Annotated in this window: 25 protein-coding genes and 4 pseudogenes; 14 read left to right on the top strand and 15 right to left on the bottom strand. The window is 69.4% G+C overall.

Going from position 1 to position 25,123, the window contains the following annotated elements; genetic code table 11:
- Nucleotide 1: 1 nt before the first annotated feature.
- A complete protein-coding gene (locus KUM44_RS35435; protein WP_254390585.1) occupies nucleotides 2-475 on the bottom strand; it encodes a hypothetical protein in 474 nt (157 codons plus the stop codon).
- 210 nt (nucleotides 476-685) lie between these two features.
- Here KUM44_RS35435 and KUM44_RS47385 point away from each other — a divergent pair, with 210 nt between their 5' ends.
- Nucleotides 686-1,144: an Lrp/AsnC family transcriptional regulator gene (locus tag KUM44_RS47385; RefSeq protein WP_217213937.1), complete on the top strand. Its 459-nt coding sequence runs from the start codon at nucleotides 686-688 to the stop codon at nucleotides 1,142-1,144.
- 87 nt (nucleotides 1,145-1,231) lie between these two features.
- On the opposite strand, the gene KUM44_RS35425 is transcribed toward KUM44_RS47385, so the two are convergent.
- The gene (locus tag KUM44_RS35425; RefSeq protein WP_217213863.1) at nucleotides 1,232-1,939 is read right to left on the bottom strand and encodes a hypothetical protein; all 708 of its coding nucleotides are present in this window, start codon (nucleotides 1,937-1,939) and stop codon (nucleotides 1,232-1,234) included.
- Nucleotides 1,940-2,388: 449 nt separating this feature from the next.
- Between KUM44_RS35425 and KUM44_RS35420 the strand changes: the two genes are divergently transcribed.
- The 4 genes from KUM44_RS35420 (at nucleotide 2,389) to KUM44_RS35405 (ending at nucleotide 4,936) form a co-directional block, all read left to right on the top strand.
- Nucleotides 2,389-2,556, top strand: coding sequence for a hypothetical protein (locus tag KUM44_RS35420; RefSeq protein ID WP_217213862.1), 168 nt, complete (start codon nucleotides 2,389-2,391; stop codon nucleotides 2,554-2,556).
- Nucleotides 2,553-4,052, top strand: a complete 1,500-nt coding sequence (locus KUM44_RS47785) for an ISL3 family transposase (protein ID WP_374202108.1) — start codon at nucleotides 2,553-2,555, stop codon at nucleotides 4,050-4,052. Before KUM44_RS35420 ends, KUM44_RS47785 begins: the two co-directional genes overlap by 4 nt.
- Nucleotides 4,049-4,360, top strand: coding sequence for a hypothetical protein (locus KUM44_RS47780; RefSeq protein ID WP_217213860.1), 312 nt, complete (start codon nucleotides 4,049-4,051; stop codon nucleotides 4,358-4,360). Before KUM44_RS47785 ends, KUM44_RS47780 begins: the two co-directional genes overlap by 4 nt.
- Before the next feature lie 63 nt (nucleotides 4,361-4,423).
- Complete coding sequence (locus KUM44_RS35405; RefSeq protein ID WP_217213859.1) at nucleotides 4,424-4,936, top strand: hypothetical protein; 513 nt, start codon at nucleotides 4,424-4,426, stop codon at nucleotides 4,934-4,936.
- Between the two features lie 202 nt (nucleotides 4,937-5,138).
- Here the strand turns inward: KUM44_RS35405 and KUM44_RS35400 are convergent, their stop codons facing one another.
- Complete coding sequence (locus tag KUM44_RS35400; RefSeq protein ID WP_217213936.1) at nucleotides 5,139-5,516, bottom strand: nuclear transport factor 2 family protein; 378 nt, start codon at nucleotides 5,514-5,516, stop codon at nucleotides 5,139-5,141.
- Nucleotides 5,517-5,698: 182 nt separating this feature from the next.
- On the opposite strand from KUM44_RS35400, the pseudogene KUM44_RS46205 reads away from it, so the two are divergent.
- A pseudogene (locus KUM44_RS46205) lies at nucleotides 5,699-6,208 on the top strand (IS5 family transposase); the annotation flags it as partial.
- Between the two features lie 2 nt (nucleotides 6,209-6,210).
- A pseudogene (locus KUM44_RS47775) lies at nucleotides 6,211-6,941 on the top strand (Tn3 family transposase); the annotation flags it as partial.
- Between the two features lie 33 nt (nucleotides 6,942-6,974).
- On the opposite strand, the gene KUM44_RS35380 reads toward KUM44_RS47775, so the two are convergent.
- Nucleotides 6,975-7,934, bottom strand: coding sequence for a helix-turn-helix transcriptional regulator (locus KUM44_RS35380; RefSeq protein WP_217213855.1), 960 nt, complete (start codon nucleotides 7,932-7,934; stop codon nucleotides 6,975-6,977).
- Between the two features lie 85 nt (nucleotides 7,935-8,019).
- Between KUM44_RS35380 and KUM44_RS35375 the strand changes: the two genes are divergently transcribed.
- Complete coding sequence (locus tag KUM44_RS35375; RefSeq protein ID WP_254390583.1) at nucleotides 8,020-8,778, top strand: hypothetical protein; 759 nt, start codon at nucleotides 8,020-8,022, stop codon at nucleotides 8,776-8,778.
- 15 nt (nucleotides 8,779-8,793) lie between these two features.
- Here the strand turns inward: KUM44_RS35375 and KUM44_RS35370 are convergent, their stop codons facing one another.
- The 5 genes and pseudogenes from KUM44_RS35370 to KUM44_RS47770 all read right to left on the bottom strand — a co-directional run.
- A complete protein-coding gene (locus KUM44_RS35370) occupies nucleotides 8,794-9,585 on the bottom strand; it encodes an ABC transporter permease (RefSeq protein WP_217213854.1) in 792 nt (263 codons plus the stop codon).
- Entirely contained in the window at nucleotides 9,582-10,583 is a 1,002-nt protein-coding gene (locus KUM44_RS35365; protein ID WP_254390582.1) for an ATP-binding cassette domain-containing protein, read from the bottom strand. Before KUM44_RS35365 ends, KUM44_RS35370 begins: the two co-directional genes overlap by 4 nt.
- Nucleotides 10,584-10,642: 59 nt before the next feature.
- Entirely contained in the window at nucleotides 10,643-11,485 is an 843-nt protein-coding gene (locus KUM44_RS35360) for a DUF4097 family beta strand repeat-containing protein (protein WP_217213853.1), read from the bottom strand.
- Nucleotides 11,486-11,580: 95 nt separating this feature from the next.
- Nucleotides 11,581-12,099, bottom strand: a complete 519-nt coding sequence (locus tag KUM44_RS35355; RefSeq protein WP_217213852.1) for a toxin-antitoxin system HicB family antitoxin — start codon at nucleotides 12,097-12,099, stop codon at nucleotides 11,581-11,583.
- A 254-nt stretch (nucleotides 12,100-12,353) separates the two neighbouring features.
- Nucleotides 12,354-12,491: pseudogene (locus KUM44_RS47770) on the bottom strand (sensor protein KdpD); the annotation flags it as partial.
- On the opposite strand from KUM44_RS47770, the gene KUM44_RS47380 reads away from it, so the two are divergent.
- Entirely contained in the window at nucleotides 12,491-12,934 is a 444-nt protein-coding gene (locus tag KUM44_RS47380) for a tyrosinase family protein (protein WP_374202110.1), read from the top strand. The pseudogene KUM44_RS47770 and the gene KUM44_RS47380 overlap by 1 nt on opposite strands.
- Complete coding sequence (locus KUM44_RS35345) at nucleotides 12,922-13,134, top strand: CbtA family protein (protein ID WP_217213946.1); 213 nt, start codon at nucleotides 12,922-12,924, stop codon at nucleotides 13,132-13,134. Before KUM44_RS47380 ends, KUM44_RS35345 begins: the two co-directional genes overlap by 13 nt.
- Nucleotides 13,135-13,282: 148 nt before the next feature.
- Here the strand turns inward: KUM44_RS35345 and KUM44_RS35340 are convergent, their stop codons facing one another.
- The 5 genes from KUM44_RS35340 to KUM44_RS35320 form a co-directional block, all read right to left on the bottom strand.
- Nucleotides 13,283-14,584 (bottom strand): MFS transporter, encoded by a 1,302-nt coding sequence (locus KUM44_RS35340; RefSeq protein ID WP_217213850.1) that lies wholly within the window; start codon nucleotides 14,582-14,584, stop codon nucleotides 13,283-13,285.
- Nucleotides 14,581-15,708 carry a PLP-dependent cysteine synthase family protein gene (locus tag KUM44_RS35335; protein ID WP_217213849.1) on the bottom strand — a complete coding sequence of 376 codons (1,128 nt, stop codon included), beginning with the start codon at nucleotides 15,706-15,708 and terminating at the stop codon, nucleotides 14,581-14,583. Before KUM44_RS35335 ends, KUM44_RS35340 begins: the two co-directional genes overlap by 4 nt.
- A gap of 138 nt (nucleotides 15,709-15,846) precedes the next feature.
- Nucleotides 15,847-16,278, bottom strand: coding sequence for a hypothetical protein (locus KUM44_RS35330; protein WP_308402798.1), 432 nt, complete (start codon nucleotides 16,276-16,278; stop codon nucleotides 15,847-15,849).
- Nucleotides 16,279-16,456: 178 nt separating this feature from the next.
- Nucleotides 16,457-16,915: a hypothetical protein gene (locus KUM44_RS35325; RefSeq protein ID WP_217213848.1), complete on the bottom strand. Its 459-nt coding sequence runs from the start codon at nucleotides 16,913-16,915 to the stop codon at nucleotides 16,457-16,459.
- A 256-nt stretch (nucleotides 16,916-17,171) separates the two neighbouring features.
- Nucleotides 17,172-17,399 carry a hypothetical protein gene (locus KUM44_RS35320; RefSeq protein ID WP_217213847.1) on the bottom strand — a complete coding sequence of 76 codons (228 nt, stop codon included), beginning with the start codon at nucleotides 17,397-17,399 and terminating at the stop codon, nucleotides 17,172-17,174.
- A 1,320-nt stretch (nucleotides 17,400-18,719) separates the two neighbouring features.
- Between KUM44_RS35320 and KUM44_RS35315 the strand changes: the two genes are divergently transcribed.
- Both KUM44_RS35315 and KUM44_RS35310 read left to right on the top strand, forming a co-directional pair.
- Nucleotides 18,720-19,514: an SAM-dependent methyltransferase gene (locus KUM44_RS35315; protein WP_217213846.1), complete on the top strand. Its 795-nt coding sequence runs from the start codon at nucleotides 18,720-18,722 to the stop codon at nucleotides 19,512-19,514.
- Between the two features lie 274 nt (nucleotides 19,515-19,788).
- A pseudogene (locus KUM44_RS35310) lies at nucleotides 19,789-20,701 on the top strand (IS5 family transposase).
- Here the strand turns inward: KUM44_RS35310 and KUM44_RS35305 are convergent.
- Complete coding sequence (locus KUM44_RS35305; protein ID WP_217213845.1) at nucleotides 20,702-22,984, bottom strand: MMPL family transporter; 2,283 nt, start codon at nucleotides 22,982-22,984, stop codon at nucleotides 20,702-20,704.
- A 176-nt stretch (nucleotides 22,985-23,160) separates the two neighbouring features.
- Between KUM44_RS35305 and KUM44_RS35300 the strand changes: the two genes are divergently transcribed.
- Complete coding sequence (locus KUM44_RS35300) at nucleotides 23,161-24,333, top strand: histidine kinase (protein ID WP_217213844.1); 1,173 nt, start codon at nucleotides 23,161-23,163, stop codon at nucleotides 24,331-24,333.
- Entirely contained in the window at nucleotides 24,308-24,970 is a 663-nt protein-coding gene (locus tag KUM44_RS35295) for a response regulator transcription factor (protein ID WP_217213843.1), read from the top strand. Before KUM44_RS35300 ends, KUM44_RS35295 begins: the two co-directional genes overlap by 26 nt.
- Nucleotides 24,971-25,123: the final 153 nt, after the last annotated feature.

Here is a 25,123-nt window from a genome sequence, read left to right as displayed (position 1 = left end):
CCTACTCGGCTCCTGGGTGAGGGCGCCCATCTGGAGACCTTGATCCCGTTGAACGGACACGGCCGCGGATGACGGGCGCGCGACGGTCAAGGGACCGCTGGAACAGGGCCCAGTCGCGGCGCGAGGCACCCGTCTTGAGCGTCTGCACCCGCTTCTCAACTTCTTCGGCGGCACTGGGGTCCGTGCCGTTGCCCGCATTCTGCGACAACCAGGTGACCATCAGCAGTTCGCGGATCCGGCGTAGGACCGGGTAGCCCGACCACTCCCGGACGTCGAATCCATACCCCTCCGCGAAGTCCTCGTACACGTGCTTCGTATGCCAGCCGAAGCTGTCGTAGTACATCGCGGTCTGCATGAGGTCCCACCCGCGCGGTCCGGTCACGAAGCCATCGAGGTCGATGACCTTCGGGTGACCGGTCTCGTCGCGCAGCACGTTGCCGACGACTGTGAGCCGCCAACGCCACCTGGGTGTCACGCCGGGAAGCGATCTCGTGGGCAGTCTGGATTGCGGCAACCCAGTCCGGCAAGTCCGGCCTGCCCCACGAGGCCGGTGCGATCCGGACCGCTGAGGGATCCCATCGCTCCCCCACAAGCTCTGCCAGTGCCGCTCATCCGAACCGTCAATCCCAGGGATGATGACGTACGCGACCATTGCCTACCACCCTTCCAATCGTGGTCCCCACACATCGCGGGGGCACTCGACGAGATCGACCGTGCCAACTTGGAACTGCTCCAGACCGATGGCCGGCTCACCGGAGCCGAGGTCGGACGCCGAGTCGGGCTGTCCCAGCCAGCAGCCAGCGCCCGCATCCAACGCCTGGAGAAGAACGGGATCATCACCAGCTACCGTGCCGTAGTCGCTCCAGCCGCAGTCGGATTGAACATCCACGCCATCGTCCGGCTACGCACCACCCACGCGCAGCTGTCCCAAGCACTCATCCTTGCCGCCCAGACTCCCGAGGTCGTCTCGACCCTCCGCGTGACCGGCGAAGACTGCCTGCTGCTCGACGTGCACTGTTCTCACGCCGAACGCCTTGAACAGGTCGTGGACTCCCTCGCCCGTTACGGACCCGTCACCACCTCACTCGTCCTGCGCAGCTACCCGCCCAAGTCGTTGCCAATGGCACCGTCAACAACGTCCTGACCCGCAACAGCCAACGGTGGAGTCGGGTGTTGTAACTGTCGGAATACCCCAGTCACACCCAAGGCCCCCCTCACAACGAACGCGCCATTAGCGACGGCCCTCTGTGATATCCCGGTAGAGATCGTGGATGACGGTGTACGTCTCGGGTAGGTCGTTGGTCAACACGTGGGGCGCACCGAGTACTCCTGTGACCGTGAGGACGGCAGCGATCGCGGCACTCGCGGTCACCCGCCGTTCCCGTGATGGTGCCCGCAGATCGGCGATGATCCTCGCCGCGGTCTCGGCTCCCTCCCGGCCGTCGTAACGGGCCGCGTATGCCCGGGCCCAGATCCTGGCCGCCTTCCTGTACCGGAGGGAGCTTCCTGGCAGCAGGCCTCCCAGGTCGCCGGCTTCAAGGACAACAGGCCGCTCCCAGGCTTCTTGTACGGCCTCGGCCAGCGGAACCCCGCACTCCAGGAGCAGGGCGAGTTTCGCGACGGCTCCGATGCGTGCATCCCGGTGAAAGTGGCCGAGTCGCAGGCGTTCAGAATGGAAACGCGGATCGCGCTGGGCTGGGTCCGGTGTCTTCCACACGTACAGGGTGTCGAGTGAGGGTGGCATGCGGGTGCCGAGTAGGTCTGCGAAATGGTCGTACATCGGCTGGCCCTCGGTGACTTCACCGGGAGCGGTGAGATCTGCCGGTGAGAAATAGAGATCAAGCGTGTCCCCCGTGTACATGTCGAGAGCACGGAACGCCTCGGCGAGGAAGGGGGTTCGGCCTCGACTCACCCGGTCGTGTGGGTGGCCGAAGTACACCCCTTGATACGGAACGCGGGAGGAGCGAGCCAGGTAGTGCTGCAACTCCTCCGAGAAGTCGTGCCAGGTTCTTCCGAACTCCGTCGGTCGTAGCACCGGGGCTTGGTCCATCTCCCGGCGGAAGATCGTGTCCTGGCCGGCCAACTCGCGCAGCAGGCGGGAAAGCTGGTGGATGGCCTCCCTGCCACACAGGTCACGCAATTCGTGGTACCTGCCCGCCCTGATGGCGGCACGTGTGACGCTGACGACGCCTGGGAAATGCAGGGGTTCCAAGCGACACCTTTCCCCTCGCACTGACGATTTTCTGCTGAGACAGAGCGTGGGCGCCTCCGATGCACGTTGTCCAGACACCGTCACCGCGATTTGCCGGTGGGGTGTTCATGGTTGTGGCTGCGGCTGTTGACGTCGGCGGCGTAGGCGGCCCAGTCGCCTCCGGATGCCTTCTGTCATTGAACGGCGACTTGGATGTGGACGCCGAGCATTCGGGTGAGGATGGCGGCGGGCAGTTCGGCGGCGAGGGTGAACAGGTCTGTGGAGCGGTCCTGTTGGGGTCGAATGCCGATCTTGTGCAGCCGCAGACCGATCTGGCTGTCGTTAACGAGGTTGTGAGCGAATGAGCTCGGGGTGTGCTGGCCTGGGGTTCGGCTGGTGGGTGATTCAGCTGGCCATCGAGCTGGCGAGGACGAGCTCGGTGCTGGGCTTGAGTCGGGTGGCGCGTTGGGCGGCCCGGGGAGCTGGCCGGCGAATCCGCCCGCCCCCGGCCCGAGACGAGGCCGGCGATGGCGCGGTGGGTGGCAGGGTAGTGCTCGCGACGTCCGAGGAAGCGTTGCAGCGGACGCCATTGCTCATGCTCGGCGTTGGCGTGTTCAGCACAGATCCGGCGCGAGGACTGGCGGCGGCGCTGCTCGCGCCAGGCGTACTGCTCGCCGAGCGGGGTCTCTTCGCCCTTCGGTTTCTTCGGCGGCGCGCTGATCTGTCCGGGGAACTCGCCTGCCAGTCCCCGGTAGCCCTTGTCCACCTCAGCCGTCACATGTCGACCCGGGTGCACAGCTCTTGCCTGCGGTTTCCAGCGGACGTGCCGAGCGGGGGACGTTTGGTGGTCCTGCAACTGCGAGTCCGGCGGTTCTTCTGTCCGGAACCTTCGTGTGCTCGGCGCACGTTCGCTGAGCAGATGCCGGGACTGCCCCGGCGGCACAGCAGGTGGACGGAGCGGTTACGGCCGGCTCTCGCCGCTTTGGGTCTCGCCCTCGCCGGCCGGGCCGGCGCCCGGGTGGCCCAGGCGTTCGGGGTGTCCATCAGCCGCAGCGCGGTGTTGCGGCTGCTCCATGCATCGCCCGAACCCGCAGTCCCGGCCCCGCGAGTGGTGGGGATTGATGAGTACGCCGCGCGCAAAGGACGGGTCTACGGCACAGTGCTCATCGACGTCGAGACCCGCCCGCCGGTGGGTCTGCTGCCCGACCGAGAGGCGTCCAGCCTGGCCGCATGGCTGGCGAAGCGACCCGGGATCGAGATCGTCTGCCGGGACCGCGCGCCGTTCTTCGCGGAAGGCGCCACAGCCGGGGCACCACAGGCGACGCAGGTCGCCGACCGCTGGCATTTGTGGCACAACCTCGGGGAGGCCGCCGAGCGTGCTGTCGCCCGCCATCGTCAGTGCCTTCGCGTCCTGGTCCCCGATCGCGAGGCGAAGGCGGACGAACCGGCGTCGCCCGAGGAGAAGGCGAACTCTCCATGGCGGAGCGAGCGATTCGCCAACCGCGTCCGAGCCCGGCACGCGACGGTCCACGCGCTGCTGGAAGCCGGCCATAGCCGCCGTTCCATCGGGCGTCAGCTCCAGATGACCCACCGCACCGTCAAGAGCCTCGCCGACGCTGCGAAGCCGGAGGATCTCTTTCGCGGCCAGTGGCAGCACGACAGGACCTCCGTCCTCGATGAGTACAAGCCCTACCTGGACGAACGCTGGGACGAGGGCTGCACCAACGCCTGGAAGCTCTGGGAGGAGATCGTTCCCTTGGGCTATCGCGGCAGCAGCTACGGCCGGTCAGCGCCTACCTGCGAGAGAAGCGCACCTCGCCACGGCCGGTCACCGCGCAACCGCCGGCACCCCGCGTGGTGACGAGATGGATCCTCAGCCGACCCGAGACGCTGACCGAGATCGAACAGCTCCGGCTCAAGGCCGTCCTTGCCAACTGCCCTGAACTCGACGCCCTGACCGGTCATGTCCGGTCCTTCGCCCAAATGCTCACCGAGCGGCAGGAAGAACGACTCCCGCAGTGGCTCGACGCCGTCATCGCCGGCCTCACCCTGCCCTGGAACTCTGGCGTCGTCGAAGGACACGTCAACAGGATCAAGATGCTCAAGCGCCAGATGTTCGGCCGAACCGGTTTCAGCCTGCTACGCAAGCGCGTATTGCTCGCCATCTGATCAGCCACCCGGCTCTCGGTGATAGGACTTCCCTCTACGGAAAGACGATGAGAAGGCGGCAGCGTGGACGCAGTAATAGCGATCAGCCTGATCCGCATGGCCGCTGCGGACTTGGCCATGGAACCCTGGCAGCGCCCCTCGGACGCTTTCCTGGTCCAGTTGGGCCTGGACGCCCTGATGGCCGACATTGAGGCTCCCTCGCTGCCCCTGCTGGCCGGCCTCGCTCGTGGTGAGTATCCCCAGGCCCGCGAGCTGTTCGACCTTGTGCTGGAAGAGTTGGGTCTGCTGCCTGTGATCTCGGAAGATCTTGCCAAGGCGCGATGGACAGCGGCCCAGTGGTGGGCCGGCCAGATCGTGGCGTGCCAACTCGATCCCGCGCACGGAGCGAAGCTGATCCATGAGGAAGCTGCGGCCGAACTCGACTACCCCGACGCGCTGCAACCCATCGTTGATCTGGCGAGAGCACTCGACCTGCCGAACGATCAACGTCCGGACCAGCAGCACATTCGCGACCGGGTCACCTCCGCGGCGCGAGACTTTCTCGCCACAGAAGCGCACCAGAACCACAGCTTTTGAGCTACGTCGCATGACCCACCGTGACCGGTTCACGGAAAGCGAGTCAGAACCCTTCACATGACAGCGAATGTGCATCGGTTCGGCCAGCAGTTGCCGATCTTGGGGTGGTTGAGTGTCCACGGAAAACGAAGGCACTCCGCATGCGATGCAGGCGGCCCGCCGCCCGTGAGGGCAGCGGGCCGCAAGTTGAAGGGCCTGCCCTTCAGAGGCGCTCAACGTATGGAGCCCGCCACGCCGGAGAGGGGTCCGCTCCTAGCTCCGTCCAGTATTCGCGGCCCCTGGTGATCAGGCCGTTGTGGACAGTCCAGAAGGACGCCACCCGGTGGATGCCCATCGTGTCGTGAGGAACCTCAACCTCGGAAACCACCTCGTTCCCGGACGGCAGGATGCGAAGGACCTTGATCGACCAGCCCTCCGGATACTCCGCGTTGATGCGTACATAGTTCTCCCGGCCGCAGATGCGTTCACCGCTGACCGGCCATTCCACAATCACATCGTCCGCCAGCAGCTCGCCGACGCCTGCCCAGTCCCGGGCCTGCATACGGGCCCAGAGCATCTGAATGCTCATTGAAGGTTCCATGACCACATCGTGCATGGCACCACTGACAGTGGCGGTCAGCCGCCCTGGGCCGGTTCCTCGGTTCATGCGCGGGTGCCGGCGAGGCGGTAGGAGTCGGTGCCGGTCACGATGATCGTGCCGTTGAAGGTGAAAGCACGCCGGTAGCTCCGCCGGACGAGGGCGGCGACGACGTGGTGCGTGAGGAACGGCGGCGCTTACGGCGGCGCAGAGCCCGGCTCCGTGCAGCTGAACTGGGCCGTTCCCGGGGTGGGCCGACAACCAAGACCCACCTCGCGGCCGAACGCCGGTGTCGGCCGCTGTCGTTCGTCCTCACCCCGGGACAGACCGCTGACAGCCCCCGCTTCGTCCCGGTACTGGAGGGCATCAGGGTGGCCCGGTCGGCCACCCGCACACCCGGCCCGGCGCCGTCACCGCGGACAAGGCGTACTCCTCCCGCGCCAACCGCGCTTACCTGCGGCGACGCCGCATCCACGGGTGTCATCCCGGAGAAGGCCGACCAGGCCGCCAGCCGCAAGAAGAAGGGTTCTCGCGGCGGCCGCCCGGTCGGTCACCATCCGGACCTGCACAAGGACCGCAACGCCGTCGAGCACTGCATCAACAAGATCAAGGAGTGGCGGGGCCTGGCCACCCGCTACGACATGACCGCCACCAGCTACCTCGCAGGACTCCACCTACTTGAACTGTCCACATAAACTCCGACATAGTGTTCGGCCTGTTCAAGATCTTCGGCTACAACTTCAGCCCCCGGTTCCGCGACCTGGACGACCAGCGGTTCTGGCGGGCCACGATGCCCGGCGTGGAGACGGGCACGTACGGCGCGGTGGAGGACCTGGCCCGCAACCGCTTAAACCTGAACAAGGTGATCACGCACTGGCCGGACATGCTGAAGGTCGCCGGTTCCCTGGTCACCAACCAGGTCCGCGCCTACAACCTGCTGCGCATGTTCGGCCGGGAGGGGCGCCCGACTCCACTGGGCGCGGCGTTCGCGGAGTACGGGCGGATCGCCAAGACCAGACACCCCAACACCTGCTGCGGGTGGTCGACCCGGTCGACGACACCTACCGCCGGCAGATAAACCGGCAGCTCACCGTGCAGGAGTCCCGCCACAGGCTCGCCCGCGACGGGTGCCACGGAAAGCGCGGCACCATCCACCAGGCGTACCGCGACAGGACGGAGGACCAGCTCGGCGCGCGACACCGCCGTTGCCCAGCTGAAGGCCGAGGGCCACGGGATTCGGGACGAGGACATCGCCCGGCTTTCCCCGCTCAAGCACCGCAACCTGAACCTGCTGGCCGTTACAGCTTCACCGCCTCGACGCCGGCCGCCGACGCCCTGCGCCCGCTGCGCGCCCCGGACGCGCCCGAGCTGGACGAGGACGACGACGGGAGCGGGCAGGACCAAGGGTGGCAGACCAGGGCGGGATGAGCTTGCGGGCCGTCTTGCGGCGAACCACGGCGGTCAGGCGCCTGCAACCAGCGTGCCGAGGGCCGTGCGCTGGTGGGTGACCGAGCGGCCTGTGCGGGTCGTGGTCGCCATGCCTGCCGATCTGAGCGCCGCCGCGTGGGATGAGGCTGTCGCGTTGCTGACGTGGAGGGCGCGGGCCAGAGATGTCGTGGTGTGAGGCTCGGCGAGAAGGCGCAGGGCGTCCAGACGGGTGCGGCCCAGGACGGCGGCCAGGGTCTCGGCTGCGGGAACGACCGGGCGCCCCGCAGTGGGCGGGAGCCCGGGGCCGGCTGGGTACGTCAGGACTGCAGAATGGCCCGGGGTGTCCTGAAGAAGTGGGCCCGCCGGGTGGTGGAAGGTGGGAAGCAGAACCAGGCCGCGCCCGTCGAGGCGGACGTCGCGGGCCGGCGCTGCGCCGGGCCATTCCCATACACCCTCGTGGAGTCGGTTGCCCGGGGCCAGGCCGGTCAGCGTGGCGGCCACGCCGTGCTCGGCGACCGTCAAGGCGTAGCGGGTGAACTCCTCACGGTGCAGATCCTGTACGACGGACCAGACCGGGGCGAGAACCGTCTCGTATGCGGCCCGCTGGGCGCGGTGCAGGGTGCGCCAGGCCGTCTCGTCGCCCGCGTGCAGGCCGCGGATCCAGCGAGGGGCGGGCACCGCCCCGTAGACCCGCTCCAGCTCGGAGCGGACGAGGCCGGGGTTGGCGGCGCGGATCTGTTCGAAGCCGCCGGCCATGGTGTCGCCGAGGACGTCGATGAAGGAAGGCGGACGGCCGGCCGGAACCAGGTCGGCGAGCGGGTCGGTTGCGGCCGGGAGGGAGCGCAGGACACGGCCGCGCCACGGCGCGAACAGAGGCCCGCCACGCCGGGTCACGGCTGTCGTCAGAGCGGCGTGCAGCTCCTGGAGCGGCGCCGGGCGGGGTGCGAAACGGATCCGGGCGAAGTCCTGCGCGGTGAAGTGGATTCGCAGCACCCTCACAACTCCTCGTCCTGGGCCAGCCTTTCGGCCAGGACCTGAACCTTCGCATCGTGACGGCCCCGGCCTTAACGATGTTCGTATGACTTCTCGACGCACTCTTCTGAAAGGCACCCTATTCGGGAGTGCCGCCGCCCTGCTGCCCACCGCTGCGTCCGCCTCCGGTGGCGGCTCGATCCTCCAGCTGCCCGCGCCCGCCGGCCCGTACCCCGTCGGCATGCAGAAGGTCCATCTGACGGACCCCGCCCGTACCGACCCGTGGGTGGGCGGCGTGCGGGAGTTGATGCTGACCGTCCTGTACCCGGCCCGATCAGTGCGCGGCTTTTCACGGGCCCCACAGCTCACCCCGGACGAGGCCGCGGTGTTCGCCGAGTACGCCCCGGGTCGCCATCCGGGGCTGCCGGAGCCGGGAGTGGTGGACTGGGGCGCGGTCCTCACCCACGGGTACGTGGGCGCGCCGCCGCTGCCCGGGCGGCGGCCGGTGCTGGTGTACTCACCCGGCGGCGGTGACTCCCGCACGCTCGGCACAACCCTCGCCGAGGACCTGGCGAGCCACGGCCGAGTGGTCGTCCTCGTCGACCACCCCGGTGACGCTTCTCAGGTGGAGCTGCCCACCGGATTGCGGACGACCGTCCTGATCGGACCGCCGGACCCGGCGACCTTCCGCACGATGGTGGACACCCGTCGAGTACGTCCAGGACAGCCTCTTCGGGGACTGACTCCAGCGCTCGGCACAGCCCTTATAGGCAAAGAACGCTGTGGGCGGCGTACGCCGACGGGGTATCGGAGTACGCCGCCCTGGGGCGGGAAGAGCTGTGGGCGGCGGCTCACAAGCTGCTGACCGGTTTTTCTCCCGCTACTTCGGCTCGCGGTTGAACAGCGACTTGGACCAGACGTAGCCGAGCACCGCCAGCCCCACGCACCAGGCCACGGCCAGCCACCCGTTGTGGCCGATCTCGGTGCCGAGGAGCAGGCCGCGCAGGGTCTCGATGGCCGGGGTGAACGGCTGGTACTCGGCGATCGGCTGGAACCAGCCCGGCATCGCGTCCACCGGCACGAAGGCGCTGGAGATGAGCGGCAGGACCATCAGGGGCATGGCGTTGTTGCTGGCCCCCTCGGGGTTCGGGCTGATCAGGCCCATGCCGACCGCGATCCAGGTGAGCGCCAGGGAGACCAGCGTCAGCAGCCCGACCGCCAGGCTCCACTCCAGGGCGGTGGCATCCGTGGAGCGGAAGCCGATGGCCACGGCGACAGCTCCCACGAGGACCACGCTCATCAGGCACTGCAACACGCTGCCGATGACGTGACCGATGAGCACCGACCCGCGGTGGACGGCCATCGTGCGGAAGCGGGCGATGATGCCCTCGGTCATGTCCATGGCCACGGACACGGCCGTCCCGATCGTGGTGCCGCCGATGGTCAGCAGCAGGATGCCCGGGAGGATGTAGGAGAGGTACTCGGAGCGGTCCGCCCCGCCGGCGTTGAGGCCGGCGCCCATCACATCGCCGAAGATGTAGACGAAGAGCAGCAGCAGGACGACCGGTGAAAGCAGCAGGTTCAAGGTGAGCGACGGGTAGCGGCGCACGTGCAGCAGGTTGCGGCGCAACATCGTGGAGGAGTCGCGCACGGCGAGGGACAGGGAGCTCATCGGGCCGCCTCCTTGGACGAGTTCGGCTGGTTGGCGCCGCTGGTCAGGGCGAAGAAGACGTCGTCGAGGTCGGGGGTGTGCACGGTCAGCTCGTCGGCCTCCACCCCGGCCGCGTCCAGCCAGTCCAGGATGGCGCGCAGTTCTCGCTGGCTGCCGTCGCTGGGGATCTGCAAAGCGAGGGATTCGTCGTCCGCGGTGGTCTCGCGCAGGGCGGAGGCGGCGCTCTGGTACGCGGCCGGGTCCGTGAAGCGGAGCCGGACATGGCCGCCGGGGATCATCCGCTTCAGCTCGTCGGCGGTGCCCTCGGCCGCGATCTTGCCGTCGTTCAACACCGCGATACGGTCAGCGAGTTCGTCGGCCTCCTCCAGGTACTGGGTGGTGAGGAAGACGGTGACGCCGTCCGAGACCAGCTCGCGGATGATTCCCCACATGTTGTGCCGGGAGCGCGGGTCAAGGCCGGTCGTCGGCTCGTCGAGGAAGATGATCCGCGGGTTACCGACCAGGGTCATGGCGATGTCGAGGCGGCGCTTCATGCCGCCGGAGTAGGTGGAGGCGGGCTTCTTCGCGGCCTCGGTGAGGTCGAAGCGCTCCAGCAGTGCGGCGGTGACGCGCCGTCCCTCGCGCCTGGAGAGGTGGTGCAGGTCCGCCATGAGGAGCATGTTCTCCTCGCCGGTGATCAGCCCGTCGACGGCGGAGAACTGCCCGGTGACGCCGATCGCGGCGCGCACTCCGTCCGCTGACGCGGCGACGTCGTGGCCCGCGACCTGGGCCTGTCCGCCGTCGGCGGAGATGAGTGTGGAAAGGATCTTCACGGCGGTGGTCTTGCCGGCACCGTTCGGCCCGAGCAGCGCGAACACGGACCCGGCCGGGATGCGCAGATCTATGCCGTCGAGGACGGTCTTGTCGCCGTACGACTTGCGCAGACCGACGGCGGAGACGGCGGCGGGCGACTGTTGGCCGGCGGCCAGCCTGGTCGTGGCCATGACAGATGAAGGCATGGAGCCCTCCCGTTCGAAAGCTGAGTGGGTGGGGTGTGGGCGAGCTGGAGGCGCGGACGCTAGGCGCGGGCCCGGCGGATGTCGATGTTGCCGAAGCGGGTGCGGGCGCGGATCTTGACGGTGTCCTCGGACGCCTCCGGGGCCTCGGAGGCGGTGAGCGCGTTGCGCACCTGGCCGGAGCCCGAGTGGACGTCGAGCCAGGCGGCGGTGCCCTCGCGGACGCCGACGTCGATGGCGCCGTAGCTGGTCTCCAACTGGACGGTGCCGCAGGCCACTTCGTCGACGCGCAGGGTGCCGTGGGCGGTGGTCGCGCTGACCGAGTCCTCGGCTCGCCGGATCTCGATGTCACCGTTGGCGCCACTCACCCGCAGCTCACCGGTCGCGGCGTCGATGGTCGTGGTGCCGTGCGAGTTCTTCAGGACGGCGGGGCCGTCGACGAGACCGACGCGCAGGCTGCCGGAGCTGGTGGTGATCTCGGCCGTGCCCTCGACCCGGTCCACGGTGATCGAGCCGTGCGACGCGGTCAGATGCAGTGGGCCGGTCGTGTCGAAACGGGCGTCGCCGGACGAGGTCTTCACGCGGACCTCGCCGAGTCGGCCCTCGCCGAGCACCTGGGCCCAGGCTCCGGTCATGTCGATGCACGAGTCCGTCGGCAGTTCGACCGTCACGTCGACGGTGCCGGTGCGGCCGAACAGATTGGACTTGGGTGTCCTGACGGTCAGTAGACCGCTGGTGTAACTGACCTCGGTCTGGTCGGCCGTCCGCACGTCCAGGTCCTTCTTCGGGTCGCGGGGCCGCACCTCCACGACGGTGTCGGCGCGGTCGCCCGCGGTGAACTGAATGGAACCGGCCTCCACGCGCGCCGTGACCGCGATTGCTTCAGGAGTGTCGAAAGAAGGCATGACTGTCCCGTCCTCTTGAGTCGTTGGGGCGTCCCTGCTGGTGGGACGTGGTGCGGGTGTAGTGGTGCGGGTGTAGTGGTGCGGGCGGGGCGCGGCTAGCGCACCCAGCCCGTGAAGCTCTGTCCGACGGTCTGGCTCTTCTCCGTCGTACGCGGCTGGGTGCCGCCGTCGACCGCGGCCGAAACGGCACGCACCAGCCATGCGTTGACCGACAGGCCCTCGCGGCTCGCAGCCTCCTCGGCGCGAGCCTTGAGGTGGGCCGGCAGACGCAGGTTGATCCGGGCGGTGGCACCTTCGTCACCCTCGGCCGGGGCGGGGGCCCTGAACGGTTCGACGGTCGCGGCCGGCTCCGCGGGAGCGCCGCCGTAGGTGGGCGGCAGCGTCACCACGAAGTCGGGGTCGAGCCCGCGCAGCCGTACGTCGACCGAGCCGGGGGCGAGTTCACGGGTGATCTCGTCCATCGCGGCGGAGAGCACGTTGAGCATGGTCAGTCGGGTCGCCGACTCCAGAGGAGCGGTGAGCCGCTCGGCCAGCTCGCGGGCTTCTTCGCCGCCGGCTTCGGCGGCCACCGCGAGTTCGCGGCGGAGGGTGTCGACATACGGCGTGAGGTCCATGACGCCATCATGGCACCACAGTGGCGCCACTCGCAACCCTCGATGGCGTCACACATGGCTCCAGCCGGAGGGGAGTTGAAGGGTAGCTGCCCTGAGCTGCGGAAACATGAAGAGGCTGAGCGCATTATTGTCACGCCACGCGCACCCGGCCGCTCCCCCGGGAGCACTGGATGGCGCCGAGTGGCACCACATGGCGCCAAGTGGCGCCAGTCGGTGCCCTGTACCCGGAGACCGAGGTCCCCGGGTCTCGCCCGTCAGGAGGTGGCCGTGGCCGAAAGGTCCGGCAGATCCGGGCTCGGCTCCTGCCGGCGTTGCGGTGCCATGGGCACACTGAGCACCATCGTGAGGCCGCCGCCGGGCGTGTCCTCGGCGATCCGGGTTCCACCCTGCGCTGGAGGAGTCCTTCGGCACAACCCTGGTCAGAGGAGACGCAGGAGAACAGTGGCCGCCCGGCCGGACGCACATCGCGCTACTGGAACAGTTCGTTCTCCAACAGCCGGGAGTCCATCCCTTCTGGTACTTCTGGACGGCTCTGGAAGAGGGCTTCCTCGTCCCTGGTGAGGGCGGCTCGGCGGAGTTCGTACCGACCCATAACAGCGGGCGCAACTTCGTCGGCGGCCACATGTCCCAGACCTTCTCACCCAACGACCCCATCTTCTGGCTCCATCACGCCAACGTGGACCGCCTATGGGCGAACTGGCGGGCCCGGCGCCTCTCCACCGTGCCGGGCTCCAAGTCGCGAGATCACTATCCGCCGCCGACGGAGCTTTCGCCGTTCGACCTCAAGCCGGCGCCTCCCGGGCATCGCCTGGAGGACAGGATGTGGCAGCAGTGACTGTGGCCATGGTGTTCCTGCCGACCGGGGCCAGCATCCCCAAGGGCTTCCCGGCCTCGGACCTGTGGGAGTTCCGGCTCGCGTCGATCGGGTTCCAGGCGGTGCTGTGGGCCGGATTCGGGCTGTGCTTCGGGTACTTGGCCGAACGCGTCCTCGCCCCCACCCCGGTGACGAATCGAGTGCCGGCACCAATGGCCTGATCCACCAAACAGAGCCCGCAGCCGACGCCCGCGACACTCCTGCCTGACACCGGCGGACACCGCCCGTCCGGTCAGGGCCGACTTGAGAAAGGGCACGGCAGGGGCGGGCCACCGTGTGGTGCCCCGCCCCTGGTCCTGGGGACGATGGTCAGACGCTCGCGGCCAGCGGCTCGGAAGCGGGCCGTGCTGCCAGTCGGCCGGTGCGATGCAGGCCGTACAGAGCGACGGCGCACGCCAGGCCGAGCATCATCAGCGCGATCCACGGCAGCGCGGGCATCCCGGCCGCGCGGGCGGCGTCGAGCGCGGCGCCCGTGCCCAGGTTCCCGGCGGTGATGCCGAGGCCGCAGATCGTGTTGTAAAGCCCGTAGTGGGTGGCGACGAGCCGGTCACCGGAGAGGCGGACGATGGTGTCCATCTCGAACGGGTAGGCGATCATCGTGCCGATGGCCAGCAGCAGCGCGGCGAGCGTCGGCGGAGCCACCGCGAGCAGCCACAGCCCGACTCCGGCCTCCGGCACAGGTACGGCGGTGGCCAGCAGCAGGGGCACGAAGGCCACGCCCATCGCCGCCAGCCCCCGCACGAGCGCCTGCCCGGGCTCGTACCGCGCCTTGCACCACGCCGTCACCCGCGTCTGACCGAGGATCGTGCTCAGCCCGGAGACGGCGAAGAGCACCGCCACCACCCCCGTGCCGAAGTTCCCGTCCCCGCCGAGCCGGCGCACCTCCAGTGGCAGCGCCAAATAGACCTGGAAGGACAGGACGTACGACCCGATCATGGCCACGGAGAAGAGCAGGAACGGCCGGTTGGCGAGGATGCCGCGCCACTGGGCCAGCACACCTTCGCCGCCATCGCTCTCCCGCTGTTTGGCGTCCTCGGCCCGCCGGGCGGGCAGCGCGCGGATCTGTACAACGCTCAGCACCGCGAAGATCCCGGCCGCCACCAGGCAGGTGACGCGGAAGTCGACCCCGGTCAGGACCATGCCGATGAGGGGGCCCAGCAGGATGCCGGCTTGGTAGAAGACGTTGAACAGGGCGAACGCCTCGACCCTGCGCTCCCCCGCCTCGGCCGCGAGGTACGCCCGTACCGCCGGGTTGAACAGCGCCCCGGCCAGCCCGGTGGCCGCCGAGGCGGCGAGCAGCGCGGGCAGGGAGTCCACCAGCCCTAGGGTCGCGAAGCCGAGGGTTCGCAGCACACATCCGGCGACGATCATCGGCTTATAGCCGAGCCGGTCGGCGAGCGTGCCGCCGACCAGGAACATGCCCTGCTGGCTGAAGTTCCGTACGCCGAGGACGAGTCCGACGATCCATCCGGCCAGGCCCAGCGTGCCGGACAGGTGAGCGGCCAGGTACGGCATCAGCATGTAGAAGCCGAGGTTGATGGTGAACTGGTTCACCATCAACAGCTGGACGCTGCGTTCGTACGACCGAACCTGGGTGAGCAGCCCCTTCACCGGTCCTCCTCCGCAGCGTGGGACTCGACGTCGGATGCGCCCTGAGCGCCTTGCAGAGTGAGGGGATCGACGACGGTGGTGCACCGGGTCCAGCGGGTGACCTCCTTCTCGTCCAGGCGGCCGAGCAGCTCCGGTTCGGGCGCCGGTGGGGCGTCCAGCAGGCCGTGGGCGGCGCAGTAGTCGTCGTCGTAGACCGTCCCCAGGTACCGCTGCGGGCCATCGGGGAAGATCGCGACGATCCGTGCGTCCGCCGACATCGTCCGGGCCAGCCAGCCGGCCACCATCGCGACCGCGCCGACACTCCAACCGCCGGTGGCATAGTGGGAGGAGGCCAGTTGACGGCACGTCCACACCGCCTCGGACGGGGCGACCCAGTGCACCTCGGAGAAGTTCTCGTAGGCGACGTTGCGGGGGTAGATGCTGGAGCCGAGGCCGCGCATAAGGCGGGGCCGGGCAGGCTGGCCGAAGATCGTCGAACCGGTCGTGTCCACGCCGACGACGGTCAGCTCCGGGTAGAGCTGACGCAGCACGCGGGAGACGCCGGCCGAGTGGCCCCCGGTGCCGACACTGCACACCAGCACGTCGATGTGGCCCATCTCGGAGCCGAGTTCGAGGGCCAGTGGGGTGTAGGCGGCGACGTTGTCGGGGTTGCTGTACTGGTCCGGGCACCAGGAGTCCGGGTGCTGCTCCAGCAGCCGCTGCACGCGTTCGCGGCGGGCCTGCTGCCAGCCGCCCGTGGGATGCGGCTCGGAGACAACGTTGACCTGGGCGCCGTACGCCGTCAGCAGCCGGGTCATGGACAACTCCAGGCCCGGATCGGTGACCAGGGTGACCGGGTGGCCGTACACCATCCCGGCCAGGGCCAGCCCCAGGCCGAGGGTGCCGCTGGTGGACTCGATGATCCGTCCGCCGGGCCGCAGGTCGCCCCGGGCCCGGGCCCGCTCCACCATGTGCAGCGCCGGACGGTCCTTGATGCCACCGGGGTTGAACCCCTCGAGCTTGGCCCAGAAGCCACGTCCGGCAGGGGCCAGCGGCTCCGAGACCCGCAGCAGAGGGGTGTTGCCCACCAGGCTGGACAGGGCGGACCGGCCCGGGTCGACCGCGGCCTTGGTCAATGACTGCATGTCTGTGTGTTCACTCTCGCTCGATGAATACCGGGTGCGGGTTCATCTCGCGTGTCATGGCCATAAGGCAGACCAAGAGTCCGCGCTCAGGCATGGGCACGCGGCAGCCGCGAAGTCAGTCGGCTGCGAGCGAGCGGCCTAGATCCGCCAGCGCGACGTGACGACGAGCGCCACGCGGCCACTGCGTGCGCTGCGACGTCTACGGCGTTCCTGCCGTACGAGGGGGCGTCCCGGCGACAGGGACACGGCAAGAAGTACGGCGACGGCCAGCGCGCCGAGGGGAAGGTCCTCACTCGACTGAGCCGCGGTACGCACGATCACGTCCGCCGCACAGTCCTCGGCCCCGTGGGGAGCGTGGGGGCCATGAGGGTCCTCGCCTGCCGCCATCACCGAGAATCCGGCCGTGACGGACACTGACGCGTACGTCTCCTCAGAGGCGCCATGCAGGACGGCGCACAGAATGAGCGCCATCACGAAGGCGCCGCGGATCGCCGAGACCAGTCGGCGCCATGAGGGTGCGGCGCAGGGGGCCCATGGGGCGTGCGCGTGCGTACGGGAGTGTGTCGGCACAGGTCCTCCGTGCTGCTGCCACGTCTCCGGCAAGGACGGAGTGAGGCACAGACATGGGTGGGGGCAGGACGGCTTCGACGAACGTGACGACCCATCATGAGCACGGGAAAGGACGCTCGTCGCGCGATACCAGCCGAACCGGTGACAGTCGGCAGGCCAGTTGGAGGAGTCCGTACTCCTAGACCTGCTGCACCACGGAGGCCGCTCTCAGAGCCACGGGAGAAGCACCGTCCATGGGCCTACCAGCGGTCGGCCCGCGCACGATCGAGGCGTCGTAGGAACTGGCCGATTCGCGAACCGACGCTGCAAAGCAGGGCGACACCAGGGCAGAACCCTGCTGAGGCTGCCCGGATGCGCAGTGCTCGCCAGGGTGTGGCGTCTCGTGGCCGCCATGGTGATCGTCGGCGTCGGTGGTCAACAGCCGCGCGGGCTCGTCGGCTGCGCGGTGAACGCCATCGACCGGCAGTGCGGCGGGAGTGGTTGCGCTGGTGGAGAGGTGTCCCTGGACACTCTCCACGTGGATGCCGTGCGTCACGAGAAAGCCGGACAGGAGCACGGCCAAGGCCAGCACGCGCAGCAGCGGACCCGCACCGGAGCGGGTCCTGACGATGCGCCAGGGCGACCAAGCCGTAACCATGCCGTGATCCTAGCGGCTCGCCGGCTGTGATCGACCACCAGTCCCGAAACACTGGGTTAACTCGTCAGATTAATGGCTTGTTTGCTGCGGCGAGTGTTCCGCGCGGCCCCCAGAAGGAGCGTCTTCGCGCACGGGCGCCGTCACAACGACGGCGACGGCAGCTGTCGGCCACCGCCCACCCACCGCCCTACATCGACGTGATCTGTCCGCCGATTCGGGCGCGGCCCGCACCGCATCCCGGTGCGGGCCGCGCGCCTCAGTGTGCGTGCCCGGCCTCTTCCTCGGGGGGCTTGGTCTGCGAGGGCTGCTCGGACTCGTCCACCACGCCGCCCGCATGCACCGTGAAGGCTGCCGTACGGACCTTGCCCTCGTGCTGGCCCGCGGACCAGGGTGCGCCGTCGCCCCGCCAGGGCTTGCTCGGCCCGCTCTGCTCGCACCTCCGGGATACCCGCCAGGTCGAACTTCCAGCCGTTCGGTGGGGCATCGCTCCGCGCCCAGGGCCCGGTCCCGGGGCGCGAGTTCGAGGCTGAGGTAGGAGGTGTCCAGCGGCCACGACGCCCGGCCCGGCTGGGAGAGAACCAGGCCGATGACGGACATCTGCACCTGCCGGTGTTCCACGTATTGTCGGTACCGCTCCTCGAACTCCGCGTCCGCGCCGTCGTCCTTGCCAGCGGGAGCGCGGACCAGGGCGGGAACGGATGGCAGCGCCTTGCGGCGAGGTGCAAGCAACGGTGCGGCGGCCGTACCTAATGCGCGGGCCGGCGCGACGACGGTAGCTTCACTGGGCACCGTAGAGCCGTTCAACGCCCGACTCGCGGTCGTGTGCCCTGGCCCCGCCCGCAGTTCCAGCCCGGACATCGACAACCGGCGCTCAGCCCACAGCTGCCGCAGCTGCCGCAGCTGCCGCAGCTGCGCCTTCAACTCGACGAGCTCGTCCCGCGTGCCCCCGCCACTCGGCTCCTCCCTCTGGTCATCCCTGGCCCTCGGTATCTGCCCGTTCATCTTCGTCCACGTGTACGTCGGCGCACGCCCGTCTCGCCATCTTCGTTCCCACAAAAGCCCCCGCTATGGAACGGAACAGAACCGTGTCTGTGTCGCTAACCTCCTTGACTCTGCTCGCCCTTGCCGTCCTCGCCTCCGTGCTTCTCGCGCTCCTGGCGGCGGTCGGCGCTGGCCTGCTGGCCCGCATGGACGGCGCTTCGCTGCCCGCCGCTCTACTGCGCCGGTGTCGCCTTCGGTGGCTCTCATCCTCATCACGGCGCTGCTCGCCATGGGGATCAGCGCTCTGACGTGACGGTCGTGGCGGCCCGGCGTGGGGGGATCTGCCGCCCGCACGCGGGGCAATTCATGTCCGCCTTCGAAGCCGTTCCCCGCGGAAGGCGAGCCATGCTGTGAGGCATGCCGTGGCGCCCAGACCTGCAACGGCAGTGGCCCCCACCCGGACTGCGCTTCCCGCGTGCACCGCGTAGACGCCAATGCCGGCCATCAGCATGTAGAACTCCACGAGCAGGGGTGAACGCGACCGCTTACCGTGCGGTCCATCCCCTGGCGGCGGTCGGCAGATCTGTCACGGCCCGTGTGACCGCGTGCTGCCAGTGTGCTTGGTCCATGCGGTCATTGTGCCGCGCCCACGGGCCGCGGTGCTGCTCCCCGGCGCAGCATGCACCGGTCGTTCGGTGACGGGACGGGACGGGACGCCAAGCAGCGAACACAGGCAGATGATCGCCAAAGATCCAAGCTTCCCCGGTACCTGGCGTGCGATGCGGCTAGATTGCGTGACATCAGGCCAACGCGTGGAGATCTAATGCCAGTTGAACGTCCGATCATCAACAGCAGCGTGCCGCACTCCGCCCGCATCTGGAACTACTGGCTGGGCGGCAAGGACTGCTACGAGATCGACCGGCAGGTCGGTGACCAGATCGCCGAGGCCAACCCGGCCATCCTCGACGTCGCCCGGGCGCAGCGGGCGTTCCTGGTCCGTGCCGTGGAGTACCTCATCGCCGAGACCAACATCCGCCAGTTCCTGGACGTGGGCACCGGCCTGCCCACCGCGAACAACACCCACGAGGTCGCCCAGCGCCTGGTCCCCGAGACACGGATCGTCTACGTCGACCACGATCCCATCGTGCTGGCCCACGCGCAGGCGCTGCTCACCAGCACGCCCGAGGGCGCGACGGACTACATCGACGCCGACCTGCGCAACCCCGACACGATCCTGGAACAGGCCGCCAAGACACTGGACCTCACCCAGCCCGTGGCGCTGATCCTGCTCGGCATCGCCGCGCACGTCACCGACGACTCCGTCTACGACATCGTGAGCCGCCTCGTCGACGCCTTGCCGTCCGGCAGCTACCTCGTGTTCTGCGACAGCACCGAGGTCGTCCACCCCGAGCAGCAGCGCGCGATGGTCGAGCAGTGGAACGAGGCGAGCGACAACCCCCGCATCAACCGCAGCCCGGAACAACTCGCCCGCTTCTTCGACGGTCTGGAGCTGCTGGAGCCCGGCCTCGTCTCAGTCTCTCGCTGGCGCGCCGCACAGACGGGCGCGCAAGCGCCTGCCGAGGTCGACGACTTCGGCGGCGTGGCATGCAAACCGTAGTGGTGGCCCTCAACTTTGTCTCATATGGGCAACCAACACGACGGGGCACCACAGGCAGGCAACCGGTATGACGAGCTGCCTGCCGCTGCCCACCCGCCCGGGCGTATCACTGGCCAGGCCGTCCTCATGCACTTCACGGTCTCGCCTGTCCCCGTGGTGGAGGTAGGGGGCGTGTCGAGTCGTGATCGATTTGCGGGATGTGCCTTCGTGGCACGGTCCGGTCCGATAGACGGTCTTACGTGACGCGAGGGCAACTGACCGATCCGGAGGGCAACTGACCGATCAGGATTGGGAGTTCATCGAGCCGTACCTGCCGATCGGCGAGTACGGCCCGTACCCCGAGTTCGGCGCCTGGTCGACCGTCCACAACCGCTTCCGGCAGTGGCGTGACGCCGGCGCCTTCGAGGCCCTGCTGGAGGGCCTGATCACGGAAGCCGCGAAGCGGGGTGAGGTGGACCTGTCCCTGGTCAGCATCGACTCCACCACCGCCCGAGCCCACCACGACGCGGCCGGGATGCACCTCGGCTAGGACGTCGTCACCGCCCTGGAGAAAGCCGCGGCCGAGGAAGAGAAGGCCAGGTCAAAGGGGGGCGGCCTCGAAAAGCAAAACGGGCAAGAGACCGAAAGTGATCCCGCGCTGGAAGAACGCGACGCATCCGGTGTCGGCGGAAACTCCGGCTGAAGGCCCCCTCCTCGGACGTTCCGGAGGCGGGCAGACCAGCAAGGTCCACCTCGCCGCCGACCGCAAGTGCCGCCCGCCGGCGTTCCTCCTGACCACACGCCAGGCAGCGGACAGCCCGCAGCTCATCCCCGTGCTGAAGAAGGTACGGGTGCACGGGCGCGTCGGCCGACCCCGCATCCGGCCGGACGCGGTCGCCGGGGACAAGGCGTACTCGTCCCGCGGAAACTGCGCCCACCGGCGCAAACGCCGTATCAAGGCGGTCATCCCGGAGAAGAAGGACCAGGCCGCCAACCGGAAGAAGAAGGGCTCCAGAGGTGGCCGAGCCGTCAGCCACGACGCCTATCTCTACAGAGAGCGGAACACCGTCGAACGCCTGATCAACAAGCTCAAGGCATGGCGAGGCATCGCCACCCGATACGACAAGGCTCCCGACAGCTACCTCGCCGGTCTCCACCTGCGCGCCTCGATGATCTGGATCAAAGGCCTCACCAGGACCACCAGATGATCACGCCTCGATATGCCCCCCTACCAGCCGTGGACGCGGGGCCTCACCCGTGGATTCCGCGTCGGCGGCGTCGGTGCCGACCGGACCGTGGGGAAGCATCCGATCCAGCCACCTCGGCAGCCACCAGTTGCTCCGGCCGAGGAGTGTCATGGTCGCCGGTACCAGCACCATGCGTACGACCGTGGCGTCGATGAAGATCGCGGTGGCCAGGCCGAGCCCGAACATCTTGGTGGAGGGGTCGTCGGCGACGGCGAAGGACAGGAAGACCGCCACCATGATGAGGGCGGCCGAGGTGATGATCCGGGCGGTGCGCGAGATGCCCTCAACGATCGCCGTGCCGTTGTCGCCGGTGCGCAGGTACTCCTCGCGTACGCGGGAGAGGAGGAACACCTCGTAGTCCATCGACAGGCCGAACAGGATGGCGAAGAGGAACATCGGGATGAACGACACGACCGGAACCGTCGCTTCCAGCCCGATGAGTGCGCCTCCCCAGCCCCACTGGAAGACCGCGACCATGATGCCGTAGGCCGCGCCGATGCTCAGCAGGTTCAGCAGTACCGCCTTGAGCGGTACGAGTATCGAGCGGAAGACCAGCATCAGCAGCAGGAACGACATCGCCAGCACGGCGGCGACGAACAGCGGCAGGCGTTGGCTGGTGCGTTGGCCCACATCGGACAGGCTCGCGGCGGCGCCGCCGACGTGGGCCCTGGCCGGGCCGTGCCCGATCGCCGTGGGCAGCACGTCGGAGCGCAGCCGGGCGACGGTGTCGGCCGTGGCCTTGTCCTGAGGGCTGGTGGTCGGGAACACCACGAGGGTCGCGATGCCGGTGGCCCGATCGATGTGCGTCGGCGCGACGGATGCGATGCCCGGATCCGCCGCGACCGCCCCGACGAGTCGGTCCAGCACTCCCGGATCACCGGTGGGGTCCGCGGCGATGACGAGGGGACCGTTGGTGCCCGGGCCGAACCCCTCGGCGACGAGGTCGTAGGCCCGGCGCTCGGTACGGCTCTGCGGCAGTGAGCCGTCGTCGGGCAGGCCGACGCGCAGGCCGAACACGGGCAGCGTCGCCGTCAGCAGCAGCCCCGTCGCGCCGACCGCGTACGGCACCGGGTGCCGGCTGACGTGCCCGATCCAGCGACGCCACCCGGCGGCGTGGGCGGCGCCTGCCGCCGGGTCCCGCCGCCGTGCGAGCCGGCCCGGCTTCCTGGTATGCAGAGCCCGGCCGATCCGGCCGGCCCGGGCCAGGCGCGGGCCCGCCGCGCCGAGGAAGGCCGGCAGCAGCGTCACCGACGCGAGCACCATCGTCAGGACGACGATCGAGACGGCGAGCCCGCCCACCGTCATGAACGGCACGTTCGCGACCGCCAGGCCGAGGATCGACACGACGACGGTGCCGCCGGCGAAGACCACCGGCCGCCCCGCCGTGGCCACCGCTCGCCCCGCCGCCTCGCGGGGATCGAGCCCGCGCGCGAGGTACTCCCGGTGCCTGGCGAGCACGAACAGCGCGTAGTCGATGCCCACTCCGAGCCCGACCATGCTGCCCAGGACCGGTGCGAAGGTGGGGACGTCCGTGACCCCCGCCAGTACCGTCATCGTGGCGACCCCGACGGTCAGTCCGAATACCGCCATGCCGATCGGCAGCGCGGCGGCGATGAGCGAACCGAACGCCAGGAACAGGATTGCGGCCGCGGCGAGGAGGCCGATCAACTCGCTCGCGCCGCCATCGGGGTCGGAGAAGGCGTAGAAGAGGTTCCCGCCCATCTCGATGCGCAGGGGCAGTTCGGGGCGCAGCCGGTCGCCGAGATCGACGAGGGCGTCGAGGTCTTCGGCCGACAGCCGGCGCTGGTCGGGGTACTGCACCCGGACGACCGCGATCCGCCCGTCGGCCGAGACGAGGCCGCCGCGCACGGCGGTGTCCCCGCCTGCGTCGAGTGCCCCCGCCGGGTCGCTCGTGCCGAGCACGTGCGGCAGCCGTTTCACCTCGGCCCGCAGCCGCGTGAGAGCGGTGCGCGCTCCGTCGTGGTCGAAGAACGTCGCAGCGCCGTCGAGGGGGGTGACGACCACTTGGGCGGTCATCCCCTCCTGGCCGGTGCCGGCCCGCTCGATCAGTTCCGCGGCCCGCTGGGAGTCCAGTCCCGGAGCGGTCATCGAGTCCGCATTCCGCCCGCCGAAGGCGACGGCGGCGAGGACGGCGAGCGTGGCGGCGATCAGCCATGCCGCGATCACCCGCCAGGGATGGCGGGCGGCGCTTGCGCCCAGGCGCATCAGGGCTTTCGAGAGCATCGAGTCCTCCAACCACCTCGTCGGCCGTCCTTGTACGGCCGCCGATGCGTAAGGCTCGTCGCCACGGCGCTCCGCGGCATCGGCCCGCGGGCCACGGATCCGCCGGCCCCAGGGCGGAGTGACGACCCGTCCTTTCGGCCGATGCGCGGCACGCCGCGGTCCCTAGGCTGAGAACCGTGCTCCGAGACGACCTGCGAACCCTGTGGACCGAACCCCGGCCGCCCGACCCGCCCGCCCGGGTGTGGCGGGACTGGGCGCTGCTCGCCGCGGGCCTTGCCGGTGTGGCGCTGGAGGCCACCCTGCGCGAGAACGTCGTGTGGCGGCCGGTGGCGGTGGTGTTCGCCGTATGGCTGTGCCTGCTGCCCCTGTGGCGCCGGACCCGCCCGCTGGCGATGGTGACGCTGGCGTTCGGCTCGGTGATCCTGCTCCAGGTGGCCTCGCTGGTCGCCGCACCGCGCGATCCCGTCGGCCTGTACACCGGCGCGGTCGTGCTCGTGCTGGTGTACGCGCTGCTCCGGTGGGGATCGGGACGCGAGATCGTGCTGGGCGGCGCGGTGATCCTCGCGGCCGGCGCGCTGTGTTCCGTCACGGACGAGACCCCGGTCGTCGAGAACGTCGTGGGCTTCGTCTTCCTGCTGCTGCCCGGCGTGGTCGGGGCTGCCGTGCGGTTCCGGGTGACCGCACGCGAGCGGCAGGTGGAGCAGGTGCGTTCCCGCGAGCGCGAGCAGCTCGCCCGGGAACTGCACGACACGGTGGCCCACCACGTGTCGGCCATGGTGATCATCGCCCAGGCGGGCCGGGTGCTCGCGGGCACCGACCCGTCCGCCGCCGTCGAGGCGCTGGAGGGGGTCGAGGAGGAAGGGGCGCGCACGCTGGAGGAAATGCGCGCCATGGTCGCCGCGCTGCGCGACCGCGGGGTCGGCGCCAAGCTGGCGCCCCCTGCCGGTATCGCGGATCTGGAGCGCCTGGTGCGCACCCCGGGTGGTCGCCTCAGGGTCGACCTGGGGCTCGACGGCGAATTGGACGCGCTGCCCCCGGCCGTGGACGCGGCCGTCTACCGGATCGTGCAGGAGTCGGTGACCAACGCGCTGCGCCATGCGGTCGACGCGACCGAGCTCGTCGTCCGGGTCGCCGCGGAACGGCACACGGTGCGGGTGAGCGTGCGCGACAACGGCCGGCGCACCGGCCGGGGTCGCGACGGATACGGACTTACCGGACTGCGCGAGCGCGCGACGCTGCTCGGCGGCACACTACGAGCCGGCCCGGGTACCGACCGGGGCTGGCATGTCGACGCCGAACTGCCGAGAGCGAGGAGCGAGAGCGGTGTCCATTCGCGTCCTCGTCGCTGACGACCAGACGATCATCCGCACCGGGCTGCGGATCATGCTGAACGCCCAGCCCGGCATCGAGGTGGTCGGCGAGGCCGCCGACGGACACGAAGCGGTACGTCTGGCCCGCGAACTGCGCCCCGACGTCTGTCTGTTCGACATCCGCATGCCCGTGATCGACGGGCTCGAGGCCACCCGGCTGATCGCCGGCCCGGGCGTCGCCGACCCGCTGGCCGTGGTCGTCATCACCACGTTCGACCTCGACGAGTACGTCTATGGCTCACTGCGTGCCGGCGCCCGCGGATTCCTCCTCAAGGACACGGGACCAGACCTTCTGGCCCAGGCCGTACGCTCGGCGTCCGACGGTGAGGCGCTCATCGCGCCCAGCGTCACCGTCCGTCTGCTCCAGGCATTCGCGGACCTGCCCGCCGGCCGGCCCGCGGCCCAGCCCGTCTCCCCCGTCACCGCTCGCGAGGAGCAGGTGCTCCTCGCCGTCGCCCGCGGGCTGACCAACACCGAGATCGCCGATGCACTGCACATCAGCCTCAGCACGGTGAAGACGCATCTGGCCAGCCTGATGGCCAAACTCGGCGCCCGCAACCGGGTCGAGATCGCGATGTGGGCCTACGAAACGCGCCGCATCCTCCCCGGAACCTGAGCCGGGTGCCGGGCCATTTCCCATGAGTCCCCGCCCGGACATCAGTGCACGGGTGAGACACCCGATACGACAAGGCTCCCGACAGCTACCTCGCCGGTCTCCACCTGCGCGCCTCGATGATCTGGATCAAAGACCTCACCAGGACCACCCGAT

This window comes from Streptomyces sp. AC550_RSS872 (genome assembly GCF_019049285.1).
Lineage (GTDB): Bacteria > Actinomycetota > Actinomycetes > Streptomycetales > Streptomycetaceae > Streptomyces.
The sequence above is the reverse complement of the archived record's forward strand: the minus strand, read 5'-3'. Positions and strand labels throughout refer to the sequence as shown.

Coding starts and splice junctions, on each gene's coding strand:
- KUM44_RS35375 (WP_254390583.1), top strand. CDS start 8,020: ATGACTTCTCGACGCACTCTTCTGAAAGGCACCCTATTCGGGAGTGCC.
- KUM44_RS35320 (WP_217213847.1), bottom strand. CDS start 17,399: ATGCCCCACCGAACGGCTGGAAGTTCGACCTGGCGGGTATCCCGGAGG.
- KUM44_RS35305 (WP_217213845.1), bottom strand. CDS start 22,984: ATGCTCTCGAAAGCCCTGATGCGCCTGGGCGCAAGCGCCGCCCGCCAT.
- KUM44_RS47785 (WP_374202108.1), top strand. CDS start 2,553: ATGAGCTCGGGGTGTGCTGGCCTGGGGTTCGGCTGGTGGGTGATTCAG.
- KUM44_RS35325 (WP_217213848.1), bottom strand. CDS start 16,915: ATGGTTACGGCTTGGTCGCCCTGGCGCATCGTCAGGACCCGCTCCGGT.
- KUM44_RS35335 (WP_217213849.1), bottom strand. CDS start 15,708: ATGCAGTCATTGACCAAGGCCGCGGTCGACCCGGGCCGGTCCGCCCTG.
- KUM44_RS35360 (WP_217213853.1), bottom strand. CDS start 11,485: ATGCCTTCTTTCGACACTCCTGAAGCAATCGCGGTCACGGCGCGCGTG.
- KUM44_RS35370 (WP_217213854.1), bottom strand. CDS start 9,585: ATGAGCTCCCTGTCCCTCGCCGTGCGCGACTCCTCCACGATGTTGCGC.
- KUM44_RS35315 (WP_217213846.1), top strand. CDS start 18,720: ATGCCAGTTGAACGTCCGATCATCAACAGCAGCGTGCCGCACTCCGCC.
- KUM44_RS35355 (WP_217213852.1), bottom strand. CDS start 12,099: ATGGACCTCACGCCGTATGTCGACACCCTCCGCCGCGAACTCGCGGTG.
- KUM44_RS35365 (WP_254390582.1), bottom strand. CDS start 10,583: ATGCCTTCATCTGTCATGGCCACGACCAGGCTGGCCGCCGGCCAACAG.
- KUM44_RS35400 (WP_217213936.1), bottom strand. CDS start 5,516: ATGGAACCTTCAATGAGCATTCAGATGCTCTGGGCCCGTATGCAGGCC.